13 protein-coding genes are annotated in these 16,184 nt (G+C 70.2%); 6 read left to right on the top strand and 7 right to left on the bottom strand.

Annotated features, from left to right (window positions below):
- Positions 1-34: 34 nt before the first annotated feature.
- The gene (locus tag EJG53_RS02455) at positions 35-1,369 is read right to left on the bottom strand and encodes an IS630 family transposase (protein ID WP_125043371.1); all 1,335 of its coding nucleotides are present in this window, start codon (positions 1,367-1,369) and stop codon (positions 35-37) included.
- Between the two features lie 77 nt (positions 1,370-1,446).
- A complete protein-coding gene (locus EJG53_RS02460) occupies positions 1,447-3,438 on the bottom strand; it encodes an endo-beta-N-acetylglucosaminidase (protein ID WP_125043372.1) in 1,992 nt (663 codons plus the stop codon).
- 1,103 nt (positions 3,439-4,541) lie between these two features.
- Here EJG53_RS02460 and EJG53_RS02465 point away from each other — a divergent pair.
- The gene (locus EJG53_RS02465; protein ID WP_125043373.1) at positions 4,542-5,174 is read left to right on the top strand and encodes an aspartate/glutamate racemase family protein; all 633 of its coding nucleotides are present in this window, start codon (positions 4,542-4,544) and stop codon (positions 5,172-5,174) included.
- Between the two features lie 402 nt (positions 5,175-5,576).
- Here the strand turns inward: EJG53_RS02465 and EJG53_RS02470 are convergent, their stop codons facing one another.
- Entirely contained in the window at positions 5,577-6,044 is a 468-nt protein-coding gene (locus tag EJG53_RS02470) for a transposase (protein WP_167515023.1), read from the bottom strand.
- Between the two features lie 633 nt (positions 6,045-6,677).
- Positions 6,678-7,586: an NAD(P)-dependent oxidoreductase gene (locus tag EJG53_RS02480; RefSeq protein ID WP_125049109.1), complete on the bottom strand. Its 909-nt coding sequence runs from the start codon at positions 7,584-7,586 to the stop codon at positions 6,678-6,680.
- A gap of 80 nt (positions 7,587-7,666) precedes the next feature.
- Between EJG53_RS02480 and EJG53_RS02485 the strand changes: the two genes are divergently transcribed.
- The 3 genes from EJG53_RS02485 (at position 7,667) to EJG53_RS02495 (ending at position 11,179) form a co-directional block, all read left to right on the top strand.
- Positions 7,667-8,041, top strand: a complete 375-nt coding sequence (locus tag EJG53_RS02485; protein ID WP_125043375.1) for a winged helix-turn-helix transcriptional regulator — start codon at positions 7,667-7,669, stop codon at positions 8,039-8,041.
- 838 nt (positions 8,042-8,879) lie between these two features.
- Positions 8,880-10,421, top strand: a complete 1,542-nt coding sequence (locus tag EJG53_RS02490; RefSeq protein WP_244954936.1) for a hypothetical protein — start codon at positions 8,880-8,882, stop codon at positions 10,419-10,421.
- A gap of 278 nt (positions 10,422-10,699) precedes the next feature.
- Positions 10,700-11,179, top strand: a complete 480-nt coding sequence (locus tag EJG53_RS02495) for a hypothetical protein (RefSeq protein ID WP_125043376.1) — start codon at positions 10,700-10,702, stop codon at positions 11,177-11,179.
- 89 nt (positions 11,180-11,268) lie between these two features.
- Here EJG53_RS02495 and EJG53_RS02500 read toward each other — a convergent pair whose 3' ends face one another.
- A complete protein-coding gene (locus tag EJG53_RS02500) occupies positions 11,269-11,901 on the bottom strand; it encodes a phosphatase PAP2 family protein (RefSeq protein WP_125043377.1) in 633 nt (210 codons plus the stop codon).
- 296 nt (positions 11,902-12,197) lie between these two features.
- Between EJG53_RS02500 and EJG53_RS02505 the strand changes: the two genes are divergently transcribed.
- Together EJG53_RS02505 and EJG53_RS02510 are read left to right on the top strand one after the other, a co-directional pair.
- Positions 12,198-12,566 (top strand): BlaI/MecI/CopY family transcriptional regulator, encoded by a 369-nt coding sequence (locus EJG53_RS02505; RefSeq protein WP_167515024.1) that lies wholly within the window; start codon positions 12,198-12,200, stop codon positions 12,564-12,566.
- Complete coding sequence (locus EJG53_RS02510; protein WP_125043379.1) at positions 12,566-13,546, top strand: M48 family metalloprotease; 981 nt, start codon at positions 12,566-12,568, stop codon at positions 13,544-13,546. Before EJG53_RS02505 ends, EJG53_RS02510 begins: the two co-directional genes overlap by 1 nt.
- Positions 13,547-13,802: 256 nt before the next feature.
- Here the strand turns inward: EJG53_RS02510 and EJG53_RS02515 are convergent, their stop codons facing one another.
- Both EJG53_RS02515 and EJG53_RS02520 read right to left on the bottom strand, forming a co-directional pair.
- Positions 13,803-14,837 carry a bile acid:sodium symporter family protein gene (locus EJG53_RS02515; RefSeq protein WP_125043380.1) on the bottom strand — a complete coding sequence of 345 codons (1,035 nt, stop codon included), beginning with the start codon at positions 14,835-14,837 and terminating at the stop codon, positions 13,803-13,805.
- Between the two features lie 184 nt (positions 14,838-15,021).
- Positions 15,022-15,480, bottom strand: a complete 459-nt coding sequence (locus EJG53_RS02520) for a lamin tail domain-containing protein (RefSeq protein WP_125043381.1) — start codon at positions 15,478-15,480, stop codon at positions 15,022-15,024.
- Between the last annotated feature and the right edge of the window lie 704 nt (positions 15,481-16,184).

Consider the following 16,184-nt stretch of genomic DNA (forward strand, 5'->3'; position numbering starts at 1 on the left):
CGATGCGCCGGAAATCGCGGGCTGAAGTCCTTCTCTAGTTTCCGGTAGTGGGTGGGGTGATCTTGGTGAGGTAGTCGGCGAGAGAATGAAGGATCTCGCCGGCGGTCTTGATCCAGGTGAAGGGCCGCGGGTTCGCGTTCCACGTGTCGATCCAGGTCTTGATGTCGTTCTCCAGCGCCTTCACGGAGGTGTGGACGCCGCGGCGGATGAGTTTGTCGGTCAGCAGGCCGAACCACCGCTCGACCTGGTTGATCCAGGACGAGCCAGTAGGCGTGAAGTGCACGTGGAAGCGGGGGTGCCTGCCCAGCCATGCCTTGATCTCGGGTGTGTTGTGGGTGGCGTAGTTGTCACACACCAGGTGCACGTCGAGGCCGGCGGGGACCGCCTTGTCTATCGTGACCAGGAACTTCTTGAACTCGATGGCCCGGTGGCGGCGGTGCAGTTCACCGATCACCGTCCCGTCGGCGATGTTGAAGGCGGCGAACAGGCTGGTGATGCCGTGCCGCAGGTAGTCGTGGGTGCGGCGTTCGGGCATGCCCGGCATCATCGGCAGCACCGGCTGGGACCGGTCCAGCGCCTTAATCTGGGCTTTCTCATCGACACACAGCACCACCGCCTTCTCCGGTGGGTGGTGGTACAGGCCGACGACATCGACGGCCTTCGCGACGAACTGCGGGTCGGTGGAGAGCTTGAAGGCGTCCTGCAGGTGCGGTTTGAGGTCGAACCGCTTCCAGATCCGGCCGATGGTGGACTTCGACAGCCCGGTGCGGGCTGCCATGGAGGCCCGCGACCAGTGCGTGTCCCGGCCCGGAGTGGATTCCAGCGTCGCGATGACGACATCTTCGACCTGGTCGAGCAGGATGGACGGCGGCCGCCCCGGCCGCGGCTCGTCGGTCAGTCCGTCCAGCCGCCGTTTGACGAACCGGGCCCGCCAGCGGTTCACCGACTGCTCGTGCACGCCCAGCTCGGCTGCCACCTGCTTGTTCGTCCCACCCTCCGCGCACCGCAGTACGATCCTCGCGCGCAGGGCCAGGAACTGCGCGGTCTTCGCCCGCCGGGCCCAGCGCAGCAGCTGGGCCCGCTCAGACTCGCTGAGCACCAGCTCCGCCTTGCGCCGGCCCGGCCGCGGCATGTCCCTGAGCCCTTCGAGCCGATGGGCAGCGAAGCGCGCACGCCACTTCCTCACCGTGTCCGTGCACACCTTCAGGTCCGCCGCCACATGCGTATTCGGCACCCCGTCCGCGCACGCCAGAATGATGCGGGCCCGCTCGACAAGACGGGGCTCTACCACCCCATCCGCCCAGCGCGACAACTCAGCGAACTCGACACCGGACAGCCTGACTTCAACAGCACGAGGACCCCGAGGCATGGGAACACACTACGGACTTCAGCCCGCGATTTCCGGCGCACCACACTAGGGCTTCGTGGCCTCTGCGTCCGGTGGGGTCACCAGGTGATGTCGGCGGTGGTCATGGGGGAATGGGCGCCATCGTGGCCGACGGCGGTGACAGCGATGCGGGCGGCGGCCCGCTCGCGCGGGGCCAACTGCGGGAGGTAGAAGACGGGGTTGAGGCTGGCCCCCAGGAACGTCTCGTCGGTGCCGGGGGTGGTTTCGTAGACCTCGTAGTGGTGTACGGCGGATGCGTCACCTGGGGGCTGCCAGGCCAGACGTACGGAGAACCCGCCGGTGATGGTGCGTTCGGGTGCCTGGAATTCCAGAGCGGTGGGGGCCGGCGGTGTGGCGAAGGCTGCGTCGTGGACGATGATCTGGCCGACGGCCAGCGGGCCGTGCACCGGCAGGTTGCCGGCGGTCAGGCGCAGCCCGAGCTGGGCCAGCGTGCGGATGTGGTGGGGCAGGTAGGCGGTGTAGGTGGCCCAGCCGGTCGGGGATTCGCCGTTGCGGGTCAGGGCAACGGCAGCGAGGGTTTCGGGGTCGTGGTCGTCGGCGATCAGTGCCTGCACGGTGCAGTCCCCGTGCGGGTGGTGCGTCTTGGCGCGCACGGTGACCTGGGCGCCGGGTGTGGCCGGCAGGTCGAGCTGGTACAGCCGTACCCACGCCGAGCCGCCCGGCTCCAGGCGGGGCTCCAGCAGCAGGCAGGAGCCGCCTTCCCAGGCGTCGTCGAAGGACAGGCCGGCCTTTAGGGCGCAGCCCGGGTCGGCGCCGGTGAGCCACCGGTAGGTCGGCAGGACGTCCTGCAGGGAAAGGTTGGCCCATCCGCCGCGGCGCACCACGGTGCCGGCATGGTGGTAGGCGTGCCCATGGCCGGTGTTGAAGTGGGTGACGAACGGCAGGGGGCTCTGCGGGCAGGCTTCGGCGACGTAGTGGGCGATGCCGGGAAATTCATCGACTGGGCCGGTGGAGGTGTGTTCGGGATCGGGGCCGGTCCAGAAGGCGGCTTCTGCGGCATACAGGTGATTGGTCCAGGTGGGGTCGTCGACGCCCTTGGGCGGGGTGGAGACGGTGTGGGCCTTGTACAGGGCCAGGGAGCCGCGGTGGGCGTCCTGTTTGAGGAACAGCAGGTCCAGGCGCTCTTTCCAGTTCTTCTCCAATACCAGTTCCAGCCCGAAGTACAGGTCGTGGACCGGGCGTTGGATCTGGTCGGCTTTGGCCTTGGAGCTGGTCAGGTCGGAGTCGTCCCAGTAGCAGTCCACGAAGACGGAGTCGCACACGCGCCGTTTGTCGTGCTGGAGGAACTGTGCGTTGTGGTCGTTCAGGCTCTGCTGCCGCATCTCGTACCAGGTGAAGTCGACAGCGCCCGGCTTGCCGGGTTCGGTGAGCGAGCGCCCGTAGGCCAGAGCGTCACGGATGGCCGCGTCCCCCTGGGTGATTGTCTCGTAGTTGATGAACCAGCCGTCGAAGCCGAAGTGCTGGGCGACCTTGACCAGCTTGTCCACGACCGGGTAGGTGCCGTCGTCCTTCTTGGTGGTGAAGTCGCGCACCCACGCCTGACGGCCGCCGTGGCCGGTGGGGGGAAAGAAGACGCTGCCGTAGACCTTGACGCCGTTGCGGTGCGCGGCGTCGGTCACGTGTCCGTTGGGCGGGCAGATCAAGCCGGTGCCGGCCACCCCGGCCCAGAAGACGAGGATCTGCACGTACTGCCAGTACCCGAAGGCGTAGTAGCGCGAGGAGGCCAGGCCCTGAGGCGGATTGTCCCCGGTGCCCCAGAACTCGGCACACGACATCACCTGGCCCTGCCCGGCCCGCGCCTGCGGACGGGACTTCAGGCGATCGTTCTGCTGCCGCCGGCGCAGCGGAATCCGCGAGCGGTGGAAGACGCCGTCCCGGTCCTGCCCCTGGGCCGGGTCCCAGTCCAGCAGGGAATGGGCTCCGGAGGGCAGCTCACTGCGGCCGGGATGCCAGTACGGCACATACGGTGCCCCGTACAGTTGCAGTACCTCTTTGGCCGCCCCCGTCGGTTGTGTGCGGTCCGTAGCCATTGTCTGTTCCCTTCACGAGCAAGTGCTGAGCTGGGTCAGCTCCGCACCGGTCGGCTGCGGCGCCCGTCGCGGCCGCAGGAACGAGCGACGCGCATCGGCACGTTTCGCCCCGAGCCGGTGGTCTGCGACGACGGACCATCCAGCGCATTCGTGCGCCGCCACGTCAGGGGCTCAGTCCCGCGCCGCGCCCGGCGGACGGGCACCCGGAGCACTGAGCGCCGCTCGCCGTCCGGGCTGTCGGTGCGTCCTGGCCACCGCTGCTCCTTCTCATCGTCGGGCACCGGTACGGACCCGGCATCTCCGCAGCCGCCCAAGCGCCCGCTGGTGCGTCAGGGCGTACCGGTCGGCAGAACCGCGGTCCCGGCTTGCTGAGCCCGGCGGCGATCATGGCGTTGCCCCTGGTCCCGTGCGCCCTCAGGGCCGTCGGGCCAGGCTCCACGACACCCGGGAGCGAACATCTTGCTGCAGCCGACCGGTGCCATCTCGGCTCTATATTCCTCCGTCAGCACCACGGCCGGGCCGGCCGGGCCCGTCTCCAGGTGCACGCCGCCGGTCTCCGCGTCCGGATAGACGGCGTCCATCGTGCGGGCCAGGCGGTGCACGGACTGTTCGGTGGACAGTTCGCTGGGCCGGGCGGTGACCTGCCAGGATCGCGGAGGCCGGCTGCGCGTCCGAATTCCCCTCGGTGGGGCCGTACAGTCGAGGGCGAAGGCGTCGACGGCGACCGCGAAGCGGCGTCCGGTGGCTCGGGGAAGCCGTGGCGGGCGCCGGCGGCGAGGTCGCGCGGAAGGTCGAACAGCAGCAGCGGAAGGGCCGGAGCCGCTGTCGCAGCGGTGTGGCGCGGCGGTGGTCCTTGAGCTGGGTCGGAACGACGGAGCGCTCCGGGAGCCGTCGAGGGGCTGGCAGCGGGTGGGAACTGGCGGTGCACGGCGGTAACGCGCAGGGGCCTCGGCTCGACAGCAGAAGCGTCAGAAGGGTTTTCGTCGGGTATGCCGCTTTTGGCGAAGTAGGAGTGCATGCGGTTAACAGTGGTGTTGCCGGGCTTCGCGGAGCATGTCGCGGCGGTACGGGAAGAGGGCGAAGCCTGGGCCGGGTGAGACGGTGTGGGAGTCGACGTGGTGGCGGCCGCCGCGCCGGGTGAGATGTCTGCCTCGCGCTACGGTCTGGCTGTCGCCGGGCTCGCCCTGCTCGCCGAGGTGGTGCGCGCCGCCCGGAGCGGCAGCGACGGCGTGTTGATCGACTGTGCGGCTGAGCCGGTGGTCCACGCCGCCCGTGAAGTGGTTGATGTGCCCGTGGTGGGCGGGCTTGTGCCGGCGCTGCACGTGGCGATGAGCCTGGGGCCACGGGTGGGCTTGCTGACCACGCTGCCGAGTGCCGCGTCCGTCTTCCGCCAGTTGCCGGCCCAGGAAGGGGTGTCCGGGCGCTGTCGTGTCGTCATGGTGCCCAGTCCGGGCGGGGAATCGGGGTTCGAGGGAGGAGCGTTGGTACGTGCGCTGTGTGCCGGAGCGGAACAGGCGGTCGCGTCCGGCGAGGCTGACGTACTGGTGCTGAGCTGCACCGGCATCTCGGGGGCGGCGCGCGCCGTGCAGGACTACCTGGCCGGGCGTGGTCCGTTCGTCCCGGTAGTGGATCTCACCGGAGCCGCGCTGATGCTCCTGGAGAGCATGGTGCGCCTCGGCGTGCGCCCCAGCCGGACCGCCTACTCACCTGCCGTCGCCGCACCTGGCGGTTTGTAGGGGCAGTCGGGATCCCCGCCGCCGCTGCCTGCCAGGCTGCGGCCGCTGCCCGTCCAGGACCCGCCGTACCGTGCACCAGGTGACACTGCACCTGCCCGGCAAGGCCCGCAGCGGTGGCCGCAGCGGAGCGGGGCGTATCGATCGGCCTTCGAGTGCTCCCCCGTCGGGCCCCGACGGCCAGGAGCACACCCACCGTTCCGCCGCACGCCACTGGCGTGTGGTCACAACAGACTGACATCGCAAAGCCAGTCAGGAGGTGACTCGCGCAGCCGCCTCGGAAGGACCCCCGCACTGAGATACAAAGCCATCCGCCCGCACCTCGACGAAGCCCCCTTCTGCCGGGCAGGGCCACCGCCCAGGTTACGTGGGCAGGCGGCCGGACACTGAGTCTTGGTTCCGAAGTCAGGGTCCGGTGAAGATGTAGTCCCGCTTGTCGTAGCGGCCGGCCACCGCACGGAACTGCTTCCATTTGCTGACGCACCGCTCGACCGCGCCGCGGCGGTGGTACTGGTCCTTGTCGAAGGCAGGGAGACGGCCTCCTGCCCGGCCCCGGCGTTTGCGGTTGGCCCGCTGGTCATCGGGCTGGGCGATGGTCGCCTTGATGCCCTGCCTTCGCAGTTGAGCGCGGTTGTCGCGGCTGGAGTACGCCTTGTCACCGCGCACGCGGTCCGGCCGGCGACGCGACCGGCCCGGTCCGAGCCACCGGATCCGCAGGTCCTCCGGCACGGAGGTGAGCATCGGGCTGTCGCCCCGCTGGCTCGGTAAGGTCTGCCAGACCAGCGGGCGGGAGCGGTCGTCGGACAGCAGGTGGACCTTGGTGGTCAGCCCGCCCCGTGAGCGCCCCAACGCCTCCCGTCCATCCGCTTCCACACGTGCACCGCCTTGTTTTGCGGGAAGTCGCGTGGTGGCCGGTGGCGGGCCCCGGCAGCGTGCTGATGCGCCCGGCAGGAGGTGGAGTCGACGTTCACCGCCCATTCCCGCTCGCGCCGCGCGTCCTCCTCGGCTGCCGCACTTCCTCTTCCGCATGACCAAAGCCGCCCGCAAACACTGGGCCGGCCCGACCGTGGCCATCCAGGACACCGCCGACCTCCTGGCCACCGACCCGGGCCGGGCTGTGGTCACCAACGCCGCCACCCAGATCCTGCTGCGCCAGGCCCCCCAGGCCATCGACGACATCACTACCGTCTTCGACCTGTCCGAGGGCGAGCGGGCCTTCCTGCTCGCCGCCGGCCGCGCGGCGTCGCGTGAGCTCCGCGCGGTCACCCCGGAGCAGCGCTGTCCCCCACCTCCGGGCGCTCCCCCAGCCCGCCACCAGCCACAGGGCACCCCCTCCAGAAAGGCAGGACCACCCGTGCTCCATCAGTCCGTTTCTCGCACGGGACGCCGGTGGCCACGTTCCGCCCGCCGACGCCGACCTGCGCCAAACAGGCGACGAGGACGCCCGGCCCGCCGCAGCCGGAACCGATGCCGCGGCGGCCGTGTGTTCGTTGGTCTTGCTTTCGGTCAGCGCGGCTCTCGGATGCTGTCGATGATGCGGGTCCAGTTGTCGCTGCCGTGTCCGTTCCCGATCGCGCGCCGGTAATGGGCCTGCACAGCCAGGGGGAGCGCAAGGTCGAGGCCGAGTGACCTGCTGGTCTCGACGATGTGGTCGGACGTCGCGCCCATCATGGTGACCGTGCTGAGGTCGCCGGGGTGCTCTCCGGCGTCGAGTGCGGCACCGGGTGTCTCTTCGCCGGCCCTCAGGATGGCGCCGATCGAGTCGGCGGAGGAGAGCAACTCGGGCAGTGCTTCCCTGGCCTTCATTCCCGCGGTGCCCAACATCGCGGTGGCGTGCATCAGTGCGGACAGGGTGGTCAGGAACACGGTGAGCTGAGCTTGGTACATCATCTGGGCGAGGCCCGGGTCCTCCCCCAGATACTTCGGCGTGCCAAGCGGTGCCAGTGCAGCCCGGTGACTCCCCATCACCTCATCAGGGCCGCTGTAGTAGATATAGGCCGCCTCCGTGCCGACCATCGGCGCCGGAACCATGACACCTCCGGCGAGGAAGGCGGCGTCGTGGCCCGCCGCCCAGGTCGCTGCCTTGCGTGTGCGGTCGGGCGTGTCCGAGCTCAGATTGACCAGCGTCCGGCCGGCCAGTGATGCGGTGACGCTGTCGAGGATGTCGTACATCGCCTCGTAGTCGGTGAGGCTGAGGATCACGAGGCCACTCGCTTCGACCGCCTCGCCCGGTGTGGCCGCGAGTGTCGCTCCCTCGGCGACGACGCTGTCGGCACGGCCGGCTGTACGGTTCCAGACGGTGACCGGGTGGCCGGCGGTGAGGAGGGTGCGGGTCATCGCCTGGCCCATCGGGCCGAGCCCGATCACGGTGACAGCGCTGCCTTGCCTGGTGGTGTGGTTCTGTTGTTCCTTCACCCCTCCATGCTCGAAGATCACCACTAGACTCGGAAGTACCCACTATTTACTGCGGTACTTACCTTTTCGTAAGGGGATCAGTGAGGGCCAAAGCACCAAGACGCGGGCCGTACATCTGCGGCATCGACGCTGCGCTCGACGTGGTGAGCGGTAAGTGGAAGGGGCTGATTCTCTGGGAGCTCGATGCCCATCGCGTACGCCGCTTCGCGGAGCTCCGCCGTGGCCTGCCGGGTGTGAGCGAGAAGATGCTGACCCAGCACCTGCGTGAGATGGAAGAAGACGGACTCGTGCATCGGGAGGTCTACGCCGAAGTGCCGCCACGGGTCGAGTACTCCCTGACCGAGCACGGACGCACGCTCAATCAAGCACTCGGGCCGCTCGGCGCCTGGGGAGGGGAACGGATGCGTCGCGAAGGCTTCGGTGTGGTCGATGTGGTCGAGCCCTCACATGACTAGGTTGGTCTTCAATGACCGGGGTCGCGTGGCGCCTCGAACTTGATCACTCGGTTCGGTACCCGGCGTACGCCAGGGCTGCGTTTACGGTGGGGAAGTCCGCCAGGACGTTTCTACTGCCGGTCTGATCCAGGACGCGGATAAGGCGTAAACCTGGTCCGGCCAGTGGGGGCGCCGTCGAGTCGGGCTGGCAGCCACTGCAGGCCCAGGAGGCAGTTCAGGCGGTGGGAGTCGCAGAAGGACAGAGCGGCGCAGTCCAGAGCCGCGTACCGGTGGTCAGTCTGAATGCAGACCCCGAACGCAGCTCGGAACCACCGTCGTTCACTCTCGTGATCGAGCTCACCGCTGATGCGTATCACAGCGGTGGTGCTGCTGGACGCGAGCAGATTGATGCCGGCAAACCGGCGTGCGACATCTCGCACCTCCGAGTGTCCTTCGTGCGGCCTCGGAGCAGCGGGCGCGGCGGTCGTACGACTTCTGGGCGACTGGAGCCGGAACTGGCAGCGATTCAAGCCCTGTGTGCCGTTCGATGGCCTCGGCGAGCTCCGCGAAGTTGCGCAGCCCCCACGTACTGGGCAGGGCGGATGCCCATGAAGGCCGTCACGCCCGGCACCCGGGCCGCCTGCGCGATCGGCCAGCTCGTTGCTGCCTCCTCACGACGGCTTCACCCGGAGCCTGTCCTTCCGGCCCTGGCCAGTACGGCAGGAGCTGCCGTTGCGGCAGCTTTACGTACGTATCTGCACCATGCTTGCTTCAACGGCGGTGTCGGCCCTTCGCCCTGCCTGCCACCCGCCATGCCTCATGATGAAGGCGAGAATCCATACGAATCGGAAGGAATCGTATGGCCACACCGCTCTCCCGACCACCGAGTCCGTTCCGGGAGCCGCTGCCCCGCTCGGGCCGGCCCCGCCCCGTCCCCTGGCTGGCCCTGGTGGCTGTCGCCTACGCCCTGGTCCAGCTCGCCTTCGTCGTTCCGCACACCCACACCGGTCTCGGCTGGGACGAGACGGTGTACGTCTCCCAGAGCGACCCGCGCACCCCGGCCGCCTACTTCAGTGCCCCCCGATCACGCGGCATCAGCTTCCTGGTCGCCCCCGTTCTTGCCGTCTCCTCGTCAGTGCCTCTGCTGCGCACGGTTTTGGCGCTCGCGTCAGCCGTCGCCCTGTACGGAGCGTTCCGTGTATGGGAATCGCTGCTCGGGCACCGTACGGCTGCGCTCGCCGCGCTGCTGTTCGCCGGGCTGTGGGCCAGTATGCTCAACGGTTCCCAGGTGATGCCCAACTTGTGGGTGGCCCTGTGTGCCGCTGCGGCAGTCGGCTGGTTCCTGCGGATTCCCACGGACCCACGTGCCCGCTGGTGGCTCGCCGGTGCTCTTTGCCTCGCCACGCTCCTGCGACTTCCCGACAGCGGTTGGCTCAGCCTGCCACTGCTGCTGACCGCCGTGTGCGTACAGGCGTACCGCCCTGCCGTCCCCGCCCTCCTCGGCGGGCTCGCCCTCGGCAGCGCGCAGTGGGTCGCGGAGGCGTACGTCCGCTTCGGCGGAATCGGTGAACGCCTGCACATCGCTGACGCCACCGAGGGCGGGATGGCTGCCGGCCACGGATTCGGGGCCGGTGCCGCAGCCGCGCTGCACAGCCTCAACGGACCGTTGCTCTGCCGTCCCTGCCATGTCCCACTGCATGCCCCCACGCTCACCTTGTGGTGGCTGGCTCTGCCACTCCTCGCGGTGACGGCACTGGTGTTCACCGTGCGCCGGCGCCGCCCGTTCGCGGTCACCGCCCTGCCGTTGGGATGCGCCGCGTCCGTCGCCGTTCCCTACCTCTTCCTCCTCAACTACTCCGCGCCGCGCTTCTTTCTTCCCACCTACGCACTTCTGGCCCCGCCTCTCGCAGCCCTGGCCACGAGTGCGTTGCGCAACGCCCGCCCAGGCCCCGACCGCCCCACCTGCTCCCGTCGGCGCCGTTTCGCCACAGCCACCGCCGTCGGTGTGCTGCTCCTGGCCCATCTGGGATGCCAGGCCGGCGTCCTCACCCAGACCACCGCACAGAGCTCCGCTCTCTCGCGCACCTACCGACAGGCCGCTGACAGGCTCCGGCAGCTCGGCATCCATCCGCCTTGTCTGGTTTCCGGTCCGCATGCGCAACCCGTCGGCTACGACGCGGGCTGCGCCTCCGGCGACATCCAAGGCAACAACCGCTCCCTCACCCCACTGCAGTTGCGCCGACAGGCATCTCGCCAACCAACCGCTGTCCTCACCGATGGCCACTCCCCTCCCCCGGCACTCGCCCGGAGCTGGCCCAAGCATCTACTTCCAGGCCATGGGCACTGGGTCGCGTACATCTGGGTGCCGCCCCCGTGGGCGGTCCGCGCAACACAGCCCTGAGCTCGCTTTCTGCACGCTGACAACGACCCGGCGCGGCCTCCAGCCCTGTGGCGCTGCCACCCGCCCTGTGCCCGGCCAACCGCCGTACCGCCGCACCGCCGCCTCGTGTGAGTGCGCGGTGGTCGCGTCACAGTCGATGGCGACTCTGCTCCGTTGACATAGCCGCTTTTACGGCGCAAATGTCGAGTGTGGTGACACGCCGCGCGGTGAGCAGTGCCGCGCGCCGTCTTCCGCCTTTCTTCCCGTCGCACGTCTCCGTCCCGAGGGGATGAGTACACATGACCGCGATGTACCGGGGCAGGGCAGCTTCCCTTTTCGGCGCGTCGGCGCTGCTGGCCACCGCCGCTCTGCTGACAGCCGCTCCCGAAGCACACGCGAGCCAGGGCGGCTGCACGAACTACTCCGCCGGCGGCTACCCCATCGGCATCTGCGTCAACGACCGCAACACCGGCACCAACGCCTACCCGGACTACTACGTCAACGGTGCAGTCCCTGCCAACTGCCGGATCAAGGTCGAGGTCTGGGACAACGCGAACCACCGGTACGGCCCGGTCTTCAAAGACGGCTCCCCCTGCACACGGGGCCACCACCCAGCCAACGGCACATGGTGCGTGTCGAATTGGGATCCAGCCGACTACGGCAGTCACGTCACCGTGCACGCCTACTTCCGGCTGTACAGCGGCAGTGGGCAAATCAACGACACCAGCACCAACTCACCGTCGATCACGGTGTCGTTCACAGGCATGGCGCACTGCTGAACCGCTACGCGTCGGAGCTCGGCGCTGCCCTCGCCGCCTCGGGGCCGGACCACGCTCCCGACAGCAGTGACGAACACCCCGCTCCTTGGTCAGGGCACTGAACCCGGCCTGTACGGCGAACCCAAAAGCAGCAGGCGCAGCGGTCCGGCCGCCGTCATCCGCCGGGCGAGCGCCGGGGAAAGACGTCCCACCGCAAGCATGAGCGCGAGTGCGGTGAGCCCGCCCACAACCAGCCCGGTCAGGACGTCGTGCGGATAGTGCACACCCACCCAGACGCGGGAGGCCGCCATGGCAACAGCCGCTCCGCAGGCAAGGGCCCCCAGCCACCGTGAGACGAACAGCAGCGCCACGGCCGCTGCCGCCGCGATCGCCGCGTGGTTGCTGGGGAACGACCAGTCGCCGGGCCCCGGGCACGCCTCCAGGGTGCTGACCCGCAGGCTCTGGCACGGCCGGTCCTCGCGGACCGCCAGCTTCAGGACGACATCCAGGCCGTACGCCAGGACTACGGCCAGCGGTACGGCCAGCGCCGTCACCGCAGCCGCGGCTCCCGTGCGGCGGGCCCGCCACCAGCCCAGGACCGCGGCCAGGGCGAAGAGCACCAGTCCGTACGTGGACCACACCGTGACAGCGGTGTCCAGCCAGCAGGGCGAGTGCTGTGCCAGGCGCGTCACGGCTTCGTAGGCGGAGCCGTCGACCGGCGCCCCGTCGAACGCCAAGATCACCTTCGGGCTCCCCTCGCCAGGGCGGGCCCGCGGCTTCGGTGCGGAGCGGAGGCGTACGGCATCAGCGAACCCACCGGGCCGGCGGAACGCAGGCGGTCGGCGGAACGCAGGCGGTCGGCGGCGACTGCACGCCGCGCTGGTCCGGCGCGAGCTGCGACGATGGAACGGGTACGGGCATCGGCACGAGTCCTTCCGGCGACGGCCGGACGCACGGCACCCGGCCGCACACCCGACCGACTACAATCCTGTAGACGGTCTACAGCACTGTAGACGATGGTGAGGTGAGGAGCGTTCCCGTGAACGCCGAAAAGGACGAGCGCCGGCCGGGGGGCGAGCTGGAGGCCGCGGTGCTGGCCGCGCTGTGGGCGGCGGACACACCGCTCACCCCGGCCCAGGTACAGGCCGCTCTCGACTCCGGCCTGGCCCGTACGACCGTGACCACGATCCTGTCGCGCCTGCACGAGAAGGGCACCCTCCACCGGGAGCGGCAGGGGCGCGGCTACGCCTACCGCCCCGTCCACGACCCGCACGGCCTGACCGCCCTGCGCATGCACGGCGAACTCGATCGCGACAGCGACCGCCAGACGGTCCTGGCCCGCTTCGTCGCCCAACTGAGCCCGGACGACGAGCAGGTGCTGCGCCGGCTGCTGGAGGAGGGCCCGTGATGATCGCACTGCTGCTGGTCCCACTCCTTCTGCCCTGTGCGGCACCCCTGCTGGCCCACCGGATCCTCGACCGCTGCCCTCCGGTGGCTGCCCTGTGGAACCTGACCGTCTCGGCGCTGCTCCTCGCGGCCGGTACGGTGGCGACGCTCGGCACCCTCGCGCTGACCGGCCTGCTCGACATCCCGGCCTTCGCCGCCCTCGGTGAACTGGTGCACCCGCTGCGCACCGCCCCCGAACGGCTGCTCCTGCCCCTGGCCGCCCTGGCCGCCGCCCTGCTCACCCTCGCGACCCTCACCCTCGGCCGCTCGGTCGTACGGCAGGCCGCCCGCCTGCGGACCGCCCGCTCACAGGCCGGCCGCAAGCCCGCCGCGGGCGACCTGTGCGTCGTCGAATCGCCGCACCCCGACGCCTACGCCCTGCCCGGCCGCCCGCACCGCATCGTCGTCACCACTGCCATGCTGCGCAGCCTCGACGCACGCGAGCGCGAGGCCCTCTTCGCGCACGAGCGTGCCCACAACGCCGGCGGCCACCACTACTTCCTGGCCGCGGCCGAACTCGCCGCACACTGCCACCCCGCCCTGCGCCCGGTGCGCGAGGACATCCGGCTGGCCGCCGAACGGGCCGCCGACGAAGCCGCCGCCATCAGCGTCGGCGACCGTGATCTGACCGCGCGCGCCATCGCCCGCGCCGCGCTGGTCGCGCACACGGCACACGCCTCCCGGTCCACGGTCACACCGGCGGCCACCACCGGCCCCGTGCCCCGGCGCGTGACCGCCCTGCTGCGCCCCGCCGTACGCGCCCCGCGCGCCGCCTCCTGGATCGCCGCCTCGCTGGCCGTCTGCGCTCTGCTGTCCTGCGGGGCCGCAGGAACCGGCGCGCTCCACGTCCACCAGGACATCGAAGTCGCCCAGGGCGAGACCGGTCCCTCAGCCGCCCGCGTGCGCGGCGTCGCCCGGCTCCTGTGGCCGGCTCCTCTCTGATCGCCGGTCGGCACGTGGCGAGGAAGACGGCCGCAGCCAGGGCCTCCCGGCCCGCAGCGCAAGCCGCCCCCGTCGGACGGCGCGGACGCCACTACGCCGCCATGACTGCCTCCCCTGCTCGGCCAGATGCTTCAGTCGGGTCTCCGCCATCCTCCATCGGGCCGCTGCGCCCCAACAGCCTGGCGAACCTACTGTTCCTCTTGCGGTTCCGGGCGTGTGGCGCACCGCCGCACCGTCGGCGCCGTGGGCCCGGCTGTCACGACTGCCGTCGGGGTCGGGACGGTCGTCCCGTCGCTCCTGCCACGATCTTCTGCAGCAGGCTGTACGAGAGGATCGGCAGCAGCACCCCGGGGCGGTGGGAGAACCAGCCGGCGGCCAACACGGCAGCCGCACTGCTGTTGTTCATCCCCGTGGCGAAGGTCAGGGAGATTTTGTCCGGCCGGTCGCACCGCGCCCAGGAAGACATCCACCGCCCGCAGCAGAAGGTCAGGCAGCACGCCGCGCCGGACAGGCCGAGCGCCAGCATCAGCAGGTCGGGGTCCGGACGGGCGAGCGCCTGCCCCAGTGCGCCCGCGGCGTTGACGTAACACAGCAGCAGGATGTTCATCAGGTTCACGGCCTTGGCCGCGGGCAGGGCCCGGTGGACCCGCTCCTCGCCGAGCGCGCTGCGTACGGCGATCCCGGCGAGGCACGGCAGCACCACCGACACCAGCGCGAACACCCCGGCCCCGGTCCGGGCGATGCCGTCGACCGTGGTGGTGTCGTCCAGGGTTCCGGCGCCGTGGGGGCCGACCAGGTGAGCGGCCAGATGAATGCCGAGCGGGACGGTGAGCGGGCTGAGTACCGTGGAGCCGATCACCATCGCGACGACCAGCGGGACATTGCCCCCCGCGGTCTGTCCCCACGAGGCGGCGCCGCCCGCGATCGGCATCGCCAGCACCAGCATGAGCCCGACCACCAGCCCCTCCGCCTCTCCCGGATCGGGCCAGGTTCGCAGGCCCAGGGCAACGGCCGGGAGCACGAGCAAGGGGAGCAGGGCGTTGGCGGCGATGCCGAGCACCAGCCGCGCCGGCCGGCACACCACACCGCGCAGATCGGTGATGCGCACCCCCAGCCCGGCGTTGAACAGCATCATCGCCAGTAACAGCATCGGCAGGGACAGCGCGGACGCGCCCACCGGCATCCGCAGCGCCAGGCCGCGCAGCGTCTCGCCAGGCCCCGGCAGTACACCGGCCAGCACATAGCAGGCCAGCATCAGCCCCAGCAACCACCGCTGCACGGCTGCCGTCACTGCCACCACTGTCGTCACACACCAGAGTTAGGGATCACACGCCGCAACTACTCCAGCGCGTGACGGCGATCGGCAAGGGGGCGCGCTCGCCAGGCCGGGGCTTGCGGCGGTGGGCTCTCATGCGCCCACCGGACGTGCCGCAGCCCCCTCGGCTGCGGCACACCGGCGCGGGCGATGGGACCTGTCAGCGGTGGTTCCAGTGCTCGGTGTCGACGATCACGCGGTGGTCGTTGCGCAGGGTGGCGGTGTCGCGGTGGTTGTCCCAGGCGTAGGTGCGGCGGTTCTGGTAGACGTCGTGCATCGTGTCGTGGCCGCGGCCGGTGTGGACGCGGACCTGCTGGTGGCCGCCCAGGCGCAGGTGGAAGCGGTAGGTGGTGTGGGTGTGCCGGCTGGTCAGCGTCCAGCCGGTGAGGTTGACCGCGTGCCGGCCGGTGTTCTTCACCGTGACCCACTCGGCGTTCAGGCTCCGGTTGGAGCCGTCGTCGCGTCCGGGGCTGTCGGCCTGGACCGCGCCCAGCACGACCGGAGAACGGTGCGGAACCGGCAGTTGATGGCCGGTGGCCGAGGCCGGCCCCGCCAGGGCGGCGGCCAGGGCGGCCGATACCGCCGCGGCAGCGGCCAGACGCGGTGCAAAACGAATCACGTGATCCTCCTGGAGGACGCCCCGACGCACGGGGCGGGTAGAGCCCAAGTGCCGGTCGATCGCCGGACGGGGACCACTGTGGAACCACCCGTCCTTGTGTGGTTGACGGTTTGACGGCCCATTACGCAACGCGGGCCTCCCCATGCCCACCACACTCCGCCACTCCCAGGCGCACACGCCCTGGCGCACGCAGGTAGCCTCGCACCACCCCGATCACGTCCCGCGCCCCTTCCCTCCCGACGCGTACGGCAACTGCACCTCCGTTCTCCTGGCGAGCGCCTCATGCATCCCGGCGACGGTTGCGGCCTGCTGTCTGCGGCCTGCTGTCTGCTGTCTGCTGTCTGCTGTCTGCTGTCTGCTGTCTGCTGTCTGCCGAGACGGGACGCCGGGGCGAGGCGATCGCCCGGACGACCCCGCTGCCGTTCGGACAGGCCGGGACGGCGGCCGCGTCTGCTCGGAGTGGACGCGTCCCGTGCGGTACGGCGATGTCGTGCAGTCGGCCCACAGGATGCGGACGTCAAGACGGCGGTTACGGACAGCCCTCTCCTGTTCACGGCCAATTGCCGCTTCTTTCATGTGTCCCCTCCTGCCCAGGACGCGCTGTCGCCACGACAGTCGGTGCGGCCCGCGTTGGGCCCGTGTGCCCCAGGAGGGAGCGCTTCCATGCCTGAGATGACCCGTCGCAGACTCCTCAGCGCCGCCGG

Origin of the sequence: Streptomyces chrestomyceticus JCM 4735 (assembly GCF_003865135.1) — a bacterium.
GTDB classification, from domain to species: domain Bacteria; phylum Actinomycetota; class Actinomycetes; order Streptomycetales; family Streptomycetaceae; genus Streptomyces; species Streptomyces chrestomyceticus.